This window comes from Eubacterium ramulus (genome assembly GCF_045002895.1).
GTDB lineage: Bacteria > Bacillota > Clostridia > Lachnospirales > Lachnospiraceae > Eubacterium_I > Eubacterium_I ramulus.
Genome location: NZ_CP173382.1, coordinates 1547087 through 1559985 on the forward strand (window position 1 = coordinate 1547087; position 12899 = coordinate 1559985).

Here is a 12899-nt window from a genome sequence, read left to right on the forward strand (position 1 = left end):
AACTATATTATTTCAGGAGGGCTGGTAAATGAAAACAGTACAGATTTCTTTAAATTCCATCGATAAGGTAAAAAGCTTTGTCAATGCGATCACACAGTTCAATTTTGACTTTGATCTGATCTCCGGAAGATATGTCATTGATGCAAAATCAATCATGGGTATCTTCAGTCTTGATCTCTCTAAACCGATTGATCTTGCAATCCATGCAGGTGACACAGATATGAGCGAGATCATGGAAGCATTAAAACCTTATCTTGTATAATCTCATACAAATAAATGAAACATACTTATTTTCAAAACCAGATACCGGGAAAAATCCTGTGATTTTTCCCGGGTCTTTTTTTACTCTTCACAAACAGTGATCGTCTCCGTTGTCTCGATGGCTGTCTGCATCAGTTCATCAATTTTCTCATTCAGATGCTGTTCTGAGCGCTCGATAATTTTCAGATTTGGTTTTGTCACCGGATGTTTTGCAACAAAAATCGTGCAGCAGTCCTCAAATGGCTGAATAGATGTCTCGTATGTATCAATTTTTTCTGAAATTGCAATGATATCATTCTTATCAAAACCGATCAGTGGACGATATACCGGCATATTGCATACCGCATTGGTTGCTGCCAGTGACTGCATTGTCTGGCTTGCCACCTGACCGATACTCTCACCGGTGATCAGACCGAGACAACCGGACTCATTTGCGAAGTGCTCAGCGATCTTCATCATATAACGACGCATAATAATGGTCAGCTGATCATGCGGGCATTTATCATAAATATAAAGCTGAATATCCGTAAAATTTACAATATTTAATTTGATCGGGCCGCTGTAACGGGACACGATTCTTGCCAGATCAATTACTTTCTGTTTTGCACGCTCACTGGTATAAGGCGGTGCATGGAAATAAGTTGCTTCAATGGTAACACCACGTTTCGCGATCATATAGCCTGCCACCGGGCTGTCGATACCACCGGACAAAAGCAACATTGCCTTTCCTGCTGTTCCAACCGGCATACCACCCGGTCCCGGAATAATCATGGAGTAAATATTTACCTGGGAACGAATTTCTACATTCAGCATGATATCCGGGTGATGTACATCGACTTTCATCTCCGGATAGGTATCCAGAATAATCTCACCAAGATCTGCATTGATCTCCTGGGAATTTTTTGGAAAGTTTTTTCTGGCTCTTCTGGAAACCACTTTAAATGTTTTGTTTTTATCCGGATATACATCATCCAGATATTTTAATACATCTTTTGCCAGCTGGTCAAAACCGTTTTCCTCCACTCTGACTAACGGACAGATGCCTACGATACCGAATACTCTTGTCAGGGCAAGCACAGCCTCATCATAATCGTAATCACCGTCAGCATCTACATAAATTCTTCCCTGCTCTCTGGATACGGAAAAACTGCCCTCCACTGGCTGCAGAGCATGACCGATCTGTTTCATTAATGCTTCTTCAAATACATAACGGTTCTTTCCTTTGATACCGATCTCGCCGTATTTGATCAAAAATGACTGAAACAACATATAATTTGTTTCTCCTCTCTCATTTGTTCTAAATTATTTTGATTCTATAAGTATGTTCTTTTGCTTATCTGCTGAAACATCATAATTTTCAGCAAATCATTTTAATGTCTTGTATAACGACGCAGCATCGGAAGCAGTTCTTCCAGCACGCCGTAAGTATAATCCAGTTCTTCTCTCGTAGTTTCCGGGCAGAAGCTGAAACGCAGCGTAGATTCCTGATGCGCATGATCTAATCCAATATTCAGCAATGTGCCGGACTGTGATGGATGATTGGAAGAGCATGCACTTCCCGCTGACACATAAATGTTGCGGTCTTCCAGGGAATGCAGCAATACTTCCGAACGAACACCTAAAAAACTTGCACTGATAATCTGAGGAGCACTGTCATGCCCTGCTTTCCCATTAATGGTCACATCGCCAATCTGCTGCAGTTTATCTGCAAAATATGCTTTCAGTTCATACATATGCTCTACATTTTCTGCCAAATGCGCATAAGCCTCTGTGGCAGCCACGCCAAGTCCTGCTATTCCCGGTACATTAATCGTTCCGGAACGCATACCTCTCTGCTGATCGCCACCAAAAGAAATCGGACGAATTTTTGTTTTTTCTTTCATGTATAAAAATCCAATGCCTTTCGGTCCATGAATCTTGTGTCCGCTGACAGAAAGCAGATCGATATGCATCCGTTTCGGAATGATCTGGAACTTTCCGTATGCCTGGATCGCATCCACATGAAATACTGTGGCTGGATTATGATTTTTAATGATTTCCCCCGCATTCTCTATCGGTTCTAAAGCACCAATCTCATTGTTTACCATCATCATGGAAACAAGAATTGTATCTTCCCGCAGCTCCTGTTTTAAATCTTCCAGAGAGATTTCACCGTTTGCATCCACCGGGAGATAGGTGATTTCAAATCCCTCTTCCTCCAGAAAACGCATCGTGTTTTTGACGGACGCATGTTCTACACTGGTAGTAATAATATGTCTGCCTGCACGCTGGTTTGCCAGTGCCGTTCCGATGATAGCCAGATTATTTGACTCTGTGCCTCCGGAAGTAAACACAATTTCCTTTTCCTGGCAACGCAGTGTCTTTGCGATGGCAGTGGCTGCTTCTTTGACATATTTTTCCGCTTCCACACCTTTCATATGCATAGAAGACGGATTTCCAAAATCCACCGTCAACGCTTCCACCATTTTATTTTTTGCAGCCTCCGAACACCTTGTGGTGGCTGAATTATCCAGATATGCTTCCATTGTCAGCATTCTCCCTCCGTTTTTTCTTCCAGTTCCAACATCAGCATGGACATGGCACAGATTGCCGCCGTATCTGTACGCAGAATTCTTTTTCCAAGGGAAAGTACCTCTGCATCCTGCCGTAACGCATCAATCTCTTCTTCAGAAAATCCGCCTTCCGGCCCGATAAACACGCTGATGGACTGTCCCGGTTTTACTTTTTTCAGTGCTTCCCTGGTTGCTTCCATACCACGCTCATTCTCATAGGGCACCAGGATCATATCCTGCAGTTTTGCATACTCCACTGCATCTTTGAAGTTCATTACCGCATGCACTTCCGGAATTCTGCTGCGCTTGGACTGTTTAGCCGCACTTTCGCTGATCGCCTGCCAGCGTTTCACCTTATTTCCGGCTTTTTTTGCATCCAGTTTAACCACACAGTATTTCATCGCTACCGGAATGATCTCATACACGCCAAGTTCCACTGCTTTCTGAATAATATACTCCATACGGTCACCTTTAGGCAGCCCCTGAAACAGATAGATCCGTGACGGAAGCTCCGTATCCGGTGCTTCCTCATCCAGAATATCCGCCTGCACAAAATCATCTGTCAATTCCGCAATCTCACAGAACATGTCTCTGGAACTGCTGCTGACCCGGATTTTTTCGCCCGGACGCATCCGCAACACATTTTTGATATGATTGACATCACTTCCGGTGATGGTCACATATTCTTTGCCAATCTGGCAATCATCCACAAAAAACTGATACATGTTTATTTCCTCGCCGTGATGCTGACCCATTCACCCTGATGTGTCACTTCCAGAACTGTCATGCCGGCTTTTTCAATCGCTTCTCTTACTTCGTTCTCTTTAAAATCAATGATTCCGGAAGTAATGAATACACCGTCTTTTTTCAGTCGTGCCGGAATCACCGGTGCCATCGGAATGATAACATCTGCCAGAATATTAGCAACAACCACATCATATTTCTCTGTACCGACTTTTTCCTGAAGTCCGGTATCGTCAATCAGGTTCCCAACATAAAAGTCACCCTGTTCTCTGCTCAGATGATTTACCTCAAAATTTTCATAAGTAGAAGTAATACAATCCTCGTCAATATCCGTACCGGTCAGATGACCTGCACCAAGCTTCAGGCTCACGATAGAAAGAATACCGCTTCCACATCCGACATCCAGTACTTCATCGCCATCTTTCATATATTTACGAAGCTGATGGATGCAAAGCTGTGTCGTCTCATGCTTTCCGGTTCCAAAGGAGATACCAGGATCAATCTCAATCAAAATTTTGTCCTGATCTGCCTGATCCAGTTCTTCCCATGTCGGTTTGATCAGAATATCGTCAATCGTAAAGGAATGAAAAAATTCTTTCCAGTTGTTCATCCAGTCGATATCCTCTGTCTCACTGCTTGTGATCTTGCCGCTTCCGATATTTACATAGCTGCGCATTTCTTCCAGCGCTTCTGCCACTTCTTTTAATTTTCCGCTGTGATCCTCACCGGCTTCCAGATAAAAGCTGACATAACCAATGCCCTGATCCGGCGGAAGCTCCGGTAAAATATCAATAAACATCTTTGAAGTATCGGATTCAGATAACGGTACATTATCCTCGATCTCGATGCCTTCAATGCCAAGATCTGCCAGCGTACAGCTGATATAATCTTCCGCTTCTGTGGTAGTTTCAATTGTATATTTATCCCATTTCATCGTACATATTCCTCCATACAATTTGTCAATAGTTCCGAACATGCCGATTAGTCCTGAAATCCAGGGATTCTCATTTAAAATCTCATGGCAACAGGACTCATCAATGCATACATATTTTTATTGTAACCTATAAGTCTATCATTCGACAAGAGTTTTTTTGTTTATCCTCTGCGAAAACGATTCAGCATCAGATAGATTTCTTCTTTTCTCGGATAGGCATAACCACAGGAAAGGGTTCCTTCCACGAAAGCTGCCATCCCCTTCTTTTTAAGCAACGTGTTGATTTCAGCAACCAGCTCCTGCATTTCCATGCAAATACTGCCTCTTTTTACGATATGTTTTAAAATTGCGGCCAGAGCTGCTGTCTGTTCCGTATCAATCAACTGCTCCACACAGCGCAGATCCACTATATTATGTTCAATGGAAAAACCGTCCGTTCCCATCACTTTTATCTTGATACGTTCCTCCCGCTCTCCACGACCATGCCGCTTTATCTTCCGTTCCATCACAAACATACGTTTTTCAGTTGGAAGAGTAAAAGGCTCTGCATTGCTGCATAAATCTGCCGGTGGGTATTCCGGCAATAATGCCTCTACGCTCATTTTTACATCCTTCGGCCGATAGGCATCCATCTGAATAATTGTATCAGCCACATGAAAAAAAGCTCCGCTGCTGCCTGCCACCAGGATTGTAGAAATTCCTACTTTTTCATACAGATCACGTACTCTGGCAATAAACGGTGTGATCGGCTCCTGATCTCCGCTGACTACGCGCTGCATAAAGGCATCCCGCACAAGGAAATTTGTTGCAGAGGTATCCTCATCAATCAAGAAGCAGCTTGTTTCAGCTTCCATTCCTTCCAGGACACCAGCGGCCTGAGAGGTACTTCCACTGGCATCCTCTGTAGAAAAACAATGCGTGTCTTTTCCATTCGGAAGATCATGGATAAACAGGGACAAATCCAGATGTGACACTGCACGGCCGTCTTCTGCCCGCAACTTCAATGCATCTGCTCTGGTAATCACATATTCTCTTCCATCACCCTTTACATGATTATATACCCCCTGTTCCAATGCCTGCAGCAATGTGGATTTGCCATGATAACCACCACCGATGATCAAGGTCACGCCTTCCGGTATTCCCATGCCGCGGATACTGTTGCCAAAGGGTAGATCAATCGAAATCTCCATGCTTTCCGGAGACTGAAATTCTATGGCATCTTTCAGCGGTTGACTTGACACACCGCTCTTTCTCGGCAATATACTTCCGTTTGCGCAGAAAGCCACCAGTTTTCGTTCTTCTAATACTTCACGGATTCTCTGCTGATTTTCTGCCAGTTCATAGCAAGCCTGAATTTTTGATTTTTCCCAGGACCGGTAAAACAGACATGTTTTCACAATCTGCGGCAGAAATTCCAGCAAAATCTTCTCCAGTTCCTGTGCGTTAATAGTACGTCCGTTTGCCGGAAACCCGACTTCAAATCGTGCAAGCAATGCTATATTGTTAAATTCCACTGCTGTTCGGCGCATAACCTCCGGTCCCGGTCTGCTCGTGGAGATCAAACCACTTTTTCCGGATCCTTTTGCCTTAAAACTGTACTGATCCAGTGCTTTCGAAAAACTACGTAAAATCAAATCTTCCAGTGCTGTTTTTGTATGTCTTTTTTCCAGGTATTTTTCCGGAAATCCTGCTTTTTTCAATGGAAGTTCTACATGCAGCGAAGATGGTGCCGCAAAAGGATCTCCCTGCACATGGTCAATAGACAGCACAAAGTCACCGAAGGTATAACTTCCCCTCAGTGACTTATATGCCGGATAACTTTTTCGATGAATCGATTCTAATTTATTTTTTAAATCTATTTTATTATACATCCGTAATCCTATACTATATTAATCTTCTTTTTTGAAGAAGCCTCTCTTTTTGTGATGTTTCTCCTGTTTTATGCCTTCTCCCGCACCTGTATGCAGAGAATCACCGGATACTGCATCAAATGCACGCAATGCTTCTTTCGCCTCTGCACTCAACGATGTCGGAACCTGTACCACCAGAGTAACATACTGATCGCCACGAATATTTTTGTTGCGCAGAGACGGAACACCTTTGCCTTTCAGACGGATTCTTGTATCTGTCTGAGTACCTGGTTTCACTTCATAAATCACATCACCATCTACGGTGCTGATTCTTGTTTCTCCTCCTAACACTGCCTGAGCAAAAGAAATCGGTGCAGTAGAAAAGATATTCATATCCTGACGCTGGAAGATCGGATGTGAAGATACAATAACCTCTACCAGCAGATCGCCACGCGGTCCTCCATTGACACCCGGCTCACCTTTTTCACGGATGCGGACACTCTGTCCGTTATCGATTCCGGCAGGAATAGACACTTTGATCTTCTTTCTGCTGGAAGTATAACCGGTTCCGCGGCATGAAGTACATCTATCTTTGATAATTTTGCCGGATCCGTTACATTCCGGACAGGTCTGAACGTTCTGAACCATGCCGAACAGAGATTGCTGGGAAAATACAACTTTACCTTTTCCACCGCATTTTGTACAGGTCTCCGGAGAAGTTCCAGGTTTTGCTCCGGTTCCGCCACAGGTAGTACATTCATCCTTCAGCACCATATCAATTTCTTTTTCACAGCCAAACACTGCTTCCTCAAAAGTAATACGGACACTGGTTCTCAAGTTGGCACCTTTCATTGGACCGTTAGACGCACCTCTTCTGGAACCGCCGCCGAAGAAGTCACCAAAAATATCACCAAACATATCGCCAAAATCCATGCCGGAAAAATCGAATCCGCCTGCACCTGCACCGCCGGCTCCACCATCAAATGCAGCATGACCAAACTGATCATACTGTCGTCTTTTTTCTGAGTCACTCAGTACTGCATATGCCTCCGAAGCCTCTTTGAATTTTGCCTCTGCCTCTTTGTCTCCCGGGTTTGCATCCGGATGATATTTTTTGGCCAGCTGACGATATGCCTTTTTAATTGTGGCATCGTCCGCGCTGCGATCTACGCCGAGCACCTCGTAATAATCCCTTTTCTGTTCTGCCATATCTGAACTCCATCCCTTATGTTAATTTTTCGTATCTTTTTGTCTCAATCCACAGTCAAACATCGGCTGAGATTAATCCAACAATGCACCAGAAGGCATTCTGCCCTCTGGTGCGTTATTTATCTCAGTCGAGAAGACTCCCACTTCTGCAAGGTGAGTAATAACATTTGCTGCGATGATCTGTATATTTCAGTCCTGATTAAACTTCTTTATAATCAGCATCTACCACATCATCATCCGCACCGCCTGCTGTCTGCTGACCAGCACCTGCGTTCATGTCCGGACCTGCACCTGCTGCACTCTGTGCGGCCTGTGCCTGCTCATACATTTTTGCAAATACCTGCTGCGCACTTGCCATCAGTTTCTCTTTTGCAGCTTTCATCTCATCTAACTCTGCGTCTGTCATCTTGTCAGCTTCCGGATGAGCCTCAAGGAGTGCTTTTAATGCATCCAGATCTGCCTGTACCGGAGCTTTCTCAGCATCAGATACACCTGCACCAACTTCCTCAAGTGCTTTCTCTGTCTGGAATACGAAGGAATCAGCATCGTTTCTTGTATCGATCGCGTCTTTTCTCTTCTTATCCTGAGCCTCAAACTCTGCAGCTTCTTTTACAGCTTTATCGATCTCATCATCAGACATATTGGATCCTGCTGTGATTGTGATATGCTGCTCTTTGCCTGTTCCAAGGTCTTTTGCAGATACATTTACAATACCGTTTGCATCGATATCGAACGTAACCTCAATCTGCGGAACACCACGACGTGCTGGCGGGATTCCATCCAGACGGAACTGCCCAAGAGATTTATTATCTCTAGCGAACTGACGTTCACCCTGTACTACGTTAATATCTACAGCTGTCTGGTTATCTGCTGCTGTGGAGAAAATCTGGCTCTTTCTTGTCGGGATTGTTGTATTTCTCTCGATCAGTCTTGTAGCTACACCACCCATTGTCTCGATGGATAAGGAAAGTGGAGTTACATCAAGCAGTAATACTTCACCGGCACCAGCATCGCCTGCAAGTTTACCACCCTGGATAGAAGCACCGATTGCTACGCACTCATCTGGGTTCAGTGATTTACTTGGCTCTTTGCCAGTCAGCTGTTTTACTTTATCCTGTACAGCCGGGATACGTGTAGAACCACCTACTAACAGTACCTGACCAAGTTCAGAAGCTGTGATACCTGCATCTTTTAACGCGTTCTGTACTGGAACTGCTGTTCTGTCAACCAGGTCACGTGTTAACTCATCAAATTTTGCTCTGGTAAGGTTCATATCGAAATGTTTCGGTCCCTCAGCAGTAGCTGTGATGAACGGAAGGTTGATGTTTGTTGTTGTTGCAGAAGAAAGCTCTTTTTTCGCTTTCTCAGCGGCTTCTTTTAATCTCTGAAGAGCCATTTTATCTGTAGAAAGATCTACACCTTCCTGTTTTTTGAACTCTGCGATCATATAATCTGTGATTTTCTGGTCGAAGTCATCACCACCAAGTCTGTTATCACCTGATGTAGATAATACTTCAATGACACCATCACCGATCTCAATGATAGATACATCGAATGTACCACCACCAAGGTCATAAACCATGATTTTCTGCTCTTTTTCATTGTCCAGACCATATGCTAAAGCTGCTGCTGTCGGCTCATTGATAATACGTTTTACATCAAGTCCTGCAATCTTACCAGCATCTTTTGTCGCCTGACGCTGAGCATCGTTGAAATATGCCGGAACTGTGATAACAGCTTCAGATACTTTCTCGCCTAAGTAGTTCTCAGCATCTGCTTTTAATTTCTGAAGGATCATTGCGGAAATCTCCTGCGGAGAATATTTCTTTCCGTCGATCTCTTTCTTGTAATCTGTACCCATCTCTCTCTTGATAGAAGAGATTGTTTTCTCTGCGTTTGTAACAGCCTGACGTTTTGCCGGCTCACCTACCAGTCTCTCACCTGTTTTTGTAAAAGCTACCACTGACGGTGTTGTTCTTGCTCCTTCTGTATTTGCTACAACTACCGGTTTACCACCTTCCATAACTGCTACGCAGCTGTTTGTTGTTCCTAAGTCAATACCAATAATCTTGCTCATAATCGTGTCCTCCTATATATTGTTTCCTGAATTAGCTTGTTTTTATATTTAACGAATAATCGTTAATGGCAATATCAATTAGCTACTTTTACCATGCTGTGGCGAACCACGGAATCACGGTATGTGTAGCCTTTCTGGAATTCTTCTGCGATGATGTTCTCACCGAATTCCTCATCCTCGACATGCATAACTGCATTGTGCAGATTCGGATCAAATTCCTGTCCAACTGCCTCAATCGGTTTTACTCCTGCTTCCTCCAGCACAGTCATCATCTGCTTGTAGATTTTTTCCATACCTTCCACGAAAGGAGTTCCTTTTTCTTCCTCTGTGACAGCTGCAAGACCACGTTCGAAATTATCAACAACCGGAAGTATTTTTTCTACGATACTTTTTGCACCGGTCTCAAACATCTGTGTCTTCTCTTTTTCTGTCCGTTTCCGGAAGTTATCAAACTCAGCCATCTGTCTTCTGACTCTGTCTGTAAGTTCTTCGATTTTCTCATCTTTTTTGTCTTTCTTCTCTTTCTTTTTGAAAAAAGACCCTTTTTCTTTCTCAGTTTCCGGTTCTTCTGCTACAGCCTCCTCGGCTTCTTCTACGGTTTCTTCCTCTGCTGTATCATTTATTTCTTCATTTTCTAAGATTTCTTCTTCCATCTCTTCCGGACTGATGTTTTTATTCTCTGCCATCGAAATCCCACCTTTCCGCTTTCATCATTTTTAATGACTACTCATCTGTCTTTTTAAATATATCATCCAGCTGAACCTTTAAGGTTCGCAGGTTGTCAACCACTTTTTCGTAATCCATACGTTTCGGTCCGACGATTCCGACGGTTCCCCGGATTCCTTTTCCAAGATCGTAGGTGGCTGTCACCACACTGCAGTCTTTCATTCCCTGCATCGGGCTTTCATTTCCGATGTATACCTGAATGCCGGTTCCCGGATTTCCGTTTTCTTTGTCAGCAGTGAACAGATCCTTGAATTCCTGCTTTTCTTCAAAAGCACTGATCAGTTCGCTTGCCCGTTCCGAATCACTCAATTCCGGATATTTGAAAATATTTGTTGCTCCGCTGGTGTAAATCTCAAGGTCTTCATCTTCCTGAATGGCCTGAGCAACTGCATCCAGCACATCGCTTACCATGGCACTGTGAATACCTGCCTGCTCCTTCAATCTGGAGATGGTTCCAAGGTTGATCTCCTCAAGGGCAAGACCATTTAAACTTCCGTTCAGCAAAATGTTTAACTTCAACATTGTCTCCTGATTCGGTGTCTCACTTGTATGAATGATCTTGTTCTTTACGATGTTGCCATCCAACATGATTGTTGCCAGAACCTGGGAATCATCTACCGCGGAAAGCTGAATAAATTTGACTTTTCCGTGGTGGGTCTGAGGTGCGGATACGACAGTTGCATAATTGGTATTTACTGCCAGCATCTTTGCGATCTGTTTTAAAACAAATTCCATGCGTTCTGTCTTCTCAATCACAAATTCCTTCATGTCGGAAATCTCATGATCTTTCTCCTCCATCAGATGATCCACATAAAAGCGGTACCCTTTATCCGATGGAATACGTCCTGCCGAAGTATGCGGCTGAACGATGTATCCAAGTTCCTCCAGATCTGACATCTCATTACGGATCGTTGCGGAACTGAGGTTCAGATCAGACGCTTTTGCGATCGTTCTGGAGCCAACCGGCTCACCCGTTTCCAGATAAGTCTGAATGATTGCATGTAAAATTTTCGTTTTTCTTTCGTCCAATCCTTCGCTCATGTATTTCATGCTCCTGTAATTGATGCTTTTTCTTTGTTAGCACTCGACTGTTTGGAGTGCTAATATCTTCATTACCTAATGTAGCACTATCGTTTTTCTTTGTCAACATCTATTTTTATTTTTTTCATATTTTTATTTTTTCTACGTTTTATAAGCAGAACAACTCACTTAGAAAGCCCCCGGGTGCACATTCTATCTTACTTCTTATTTTTTCTATTCGATACGATTCTGCTGATGATCATAAAAAATTACAGTAAAAACTCCGCCAGCACATAGTTGCTGACATCTATACCATGCTCCGTCAGGCGCACATAACCTGCTACCTCTTCGATTAGCTGTTCTCCCTTTAATTTTCGAAGTACCTCGCCATAGACACTGTTCAGTGTGACCTGAAATTTTTTTTCAAACTGCTGTCGGGAAATTCCTGCCATCAGACGAAGGCCCAGAAACATAAATTCTTCCATCTCAGATTTTTTGTCTAAAGTTTCTATGTGAATATGATGCCCTGTCTGGGTTAATCCAGTTTCTTCCTGTAACTGGATTGTTTCTGCTATACGTTCATGCTGACCTTCACATTGTGGTGAATACTCCTGCTCAAGATACGTCTTCAGTTCCGATGTATTCTGAAACCTCTGATGCTCCACCAGAGAAGATGCTCCCAGTCCCAGTCCCAGATAATCTTTCCTGGTCCAGTAGCCGCAGTTATGCCGGCATTCGTATCCTGGCTTTGCATAATTGGATATCTCATACCGCTCATACCCTTTTGTGTGTAAAAAAGTTTCCGTCAGTTCATACATCTGCCGTTCTACGTCTTCCTCCGGAAGCAGTCTCGGATGACCACCTTCCTCCCGAATCCGTTCATCTTCCGCAAAACGCTCGTAAAATGGTGTGCCTTCCTCGATGATCAGACTGTACGCAGAAATATGCTCCGGGCGCAGTGCTGTCACTTTCTGCAATGTATCCTGCCAGCTTTTCAGCGTTTGTCCCGGCAATGCTGACATCAGATCTACATTGATATTCCGAAAACCGGCTTTTCTCGCCAGATCATAACTTTCCAGGAACTGTGCAAAATTGTGGATTCGTCCCAGAAGATGCAATTCTCTGTCATCCGCGGACTGCAGTCCCATACTGAGCCGGTTAAATCCCGCCTGCACCAGTTTTTCCGCTTTCCCTGCTGTCAATGTGCCTGGATTGCACTCCACTGTAATTTCTGCATCTGTCGTTATATTAAAATGCTCTTTTACCGTTTCCAGTATAGCTGCGAGTTGGTATCCTTCCAGGATTGTCGGTGTTCCGCCGCCAAAAAAGATACTGCTCACCTGATATTCCCCATATTGTGCCCCGCAATATACAATCTCTTCCTGTAACTTCTTTATATAAGAAATCCGCACCGGCAGATCAGCCGGTGCAGATAAGAAATCACAATATGCACATTTTCGTTCACAAAAAGGAATATGAAGATATAATTCTAATTCTTTCATATATTTCCCCTGTTAATCACGCTG

At 43.6% G+C, this 12899-nt stretch carries 11 protein-coding genes; 1 reads left to right on the forward strand and 10 read right to left on the reverse strand.

The window, feature by feature from the left end:
• Window positions 1-28 precede the first annotated feature (28 nt).
• A complete protein-coding gene (locus ACIRUQ_RS07320; protein ID WP_021740115.1) occupies window positions 29-262 on the forward strand; it encodes an HPr family phosphocarrier protein in 234 nt (77 codons plus the stop codon).
• An 80-nt stretch (window positions 263-342) separates the two neighbouring features.
• Here the strand turns inward: ACIRUQ_RS07320 and thiI are convergent, their stop codons facing one another.
• The 10 genes from thiI to hemW all read right to left on the reverse strand — a co-directional run bounded on the left by thiI (window position 343) and on the right by hemW (window position 12875).
• Window positions 343-1530 carry a tRNA uracil 4-sulfurtransferase ThiI gene (thiI, locus tag ACIRUQ_RS07325; protein WP_021740114.1) on the reverse strand — a complete coding sequence of 396 codons (1188 nt, stop codon included), beginning with the start codon at window positions 1528-1530 and terminating at the stop codon, window positions 343-345.
• Window positions 1531-1631: 101 nt separating this feature from the next.
• Complete coding sequence (locus ACIRUQ_RS07330; protein WP_404856544.1) at window positions 1632-2795, reverse strand: cysteine desulfurase family protein; 1164 nt, start codon at window positions 2793-2795, stop codon at window positions 1632-1634.
• Complete coding sequence (locus ACIRUQ_RS07335) at window positions 2789-3538, reverse strand: 16S rRNA (uracil(1498)-N(3))-methyltransferase (protein ID WP_055289103.1); 750 nt, start codon at window positions 3536-3538, stop codon at window positions 2789-2791. The genes ACIRUQ_RS07330 and ACIRUQ_RS07335 overlap by 7 nt, the downstream gene beginning before the upstream one ends.
• A 2-nt stretch (window positions 3539-3540) precedes the next feature.
• Window positions 3541-4491 (reverse strand): 50S ribosomal protein L11 methyltransferase, encoded by a 951-nt coding sequence (prmA, locus tag ACIRUQ_RS07340; RefSeq protein WP_055289105.1) that lies wholly within the window; start codon window positions 4489-4491, stop codon window positions 3541-3543.
• A gap of 161 nt (window positions 4492-4652) precedes the next feature.
• Window positions 4653-6362 carry an ABC-ATPase domain-containing protein gene (locus tag ACIRUQ_RS07345; RefSeq protein ID WP_055289106.1) on the reverse strand — a complete coding sequence of 570 codons (1710 nt, stop codon included), beginning with the start codon at window positions 6360-6362 and terminating at the stop codon, window positions 4653-4655.
• Between the two features lie 18 nt (window positions 6363-6380).
• Window positions 6381-7550 carry a molecular chaperone DnaJ gene (dnaJ, locus tag ACIRUQ_RS07350; protein WP_021740109.1) on the reverse strand — a complete coding sequence of 390 codons (1170 nt, stop codon included), beginning with the start codon at window positions 7548-7550 and terminating at the stop codon, window positions 6381-6383.
• Between the two features lie 199 nt (window positions 7551-7749).
• On the reverse strand, window positions 7750-9627 hold the full coding sequence (gene dnaK, locus ACIRUQ_RS07355) for a molecular chaperone DnaK (protein WP_055289108.1): 1878 nt from the start codon (window positions 9625-9627) through the stop codon (window positions 7750-7752).
• 74 nt (window positions 9628-9701) lie between these two features.
• Window positions 9702-10313 (reverse strand): nucleotide exchange factor GrpE, encoded by a 612-nt coding sequence (gene grpE / locus ACIRUQ_RS07360; RefSeq protein ID WP_021740107.1) that lies wholly within the window; start codon window positions 10311-10313, stop codon window positions 9702-9704.
• Between the two features lie 37 nt (window positions 10314-10350).
• Complete coding sequence (gene hrcA / locus ACIRUQ_RS07365; RefSeq protein WP_022036341.1) at window positions 10351-11394, reverse strand: heat-inducible transcriptional repressor HrcA; 1044 nt, start codon at window positions 11392-11394, stop codon at window positions 10351-10353.
• A gap of 248 nt (window positions 11395-11642) precedes the next feature.
• The gene (gene hemW, locus ACIRUQ_RS07370; protein ID WP_055289110.1) at window positions 11643-12875 is read right to left on the reverse strand and encodes a radical SAM family heme chaperone HemW; all 1233 of its coding nucleotides are present in this window, start codon (window positions 12873-12875) and stop codon (window positions 11643-11645) included.
• Window positions 12876-12899: the final 24 nt, after the last annotated feature.

Bases quoted from the DNA above. Each gene is read 5' to 3' on its own strand.
- ACIRUQ_RS07320 (WP_021740115.1), top strand. From the start codon at position 29: ATGAAAACAGTACAGATTTCTTTAAATTCCATCGATAAGGTAAAAAGC.
- thiI (WP_021740114.1), bottom strand. From the start codon at position 1,530: ATGTTGTTTCAGTCATTTTTGATCAAATACGGCGAGATCGGTATCAAA.
- ACIRUQ_RS07330 (WP_404856544.1), bottom strand. From the start codon at position 2,795: ATGCTGACAATGGAAGCATATCTGGATAATTCAGCCACCACAAGGTGT.
- ACIRUQ_RS07335 (WP_055289103.1), bottom strand. From the start codon at position 3,538: ATGTATCAGTTTTTTGTGGATGATTGCCAGATTGGCAAAGAATATGTG.
- prmA (WP_055289105.1), bottom strand. From the start codon at position 4,491: ATGAAATGGGATAAATATACAATTGAAACTACCACAGAAGCGGAAGAT.
- ACIRUQ_RS07345 (WP_055289106.1), bottom strand. From the start codon at position 6,362: ATGTATAATAAAATAGATTTAAAAAATAAATTAGAATCGATTCATCGA.
- dnaJ (WP_021740109.1), bottom strand. From the start codon at position 7,550: ATGGCAGAACAGAAAAGGGATTATTACGAGGTGCTCGGCGTAGATCGC.
- dnaK (WP_055289108.1), bottom strand. From the start codon at position 9,627: ATGAGCAAGATTATTGGTATTGACTTAGGAACAACAAACAGCTGCGTA.
- grpE (WP_021740107.1), bottom strand. From the start codon at position 10,313: ATGGCAGAGAATAAAAACATCAGTCCGGAAGAGATGGAAGAAGAAATC.
- hrcA (WP_022036341.1), bottom strand. From the start codon at position 11,394: ATGAGCGAAGGATTGGACGAAAGAAAAACGAAAATTTTACATGCAATC.
- hemW (WP_055289110.1), bottom strand. From the start codon at position 12,875: ATGAAAGAATTAGAATTATATCTTCATATTCCTTTTTGTGAACGAAAA.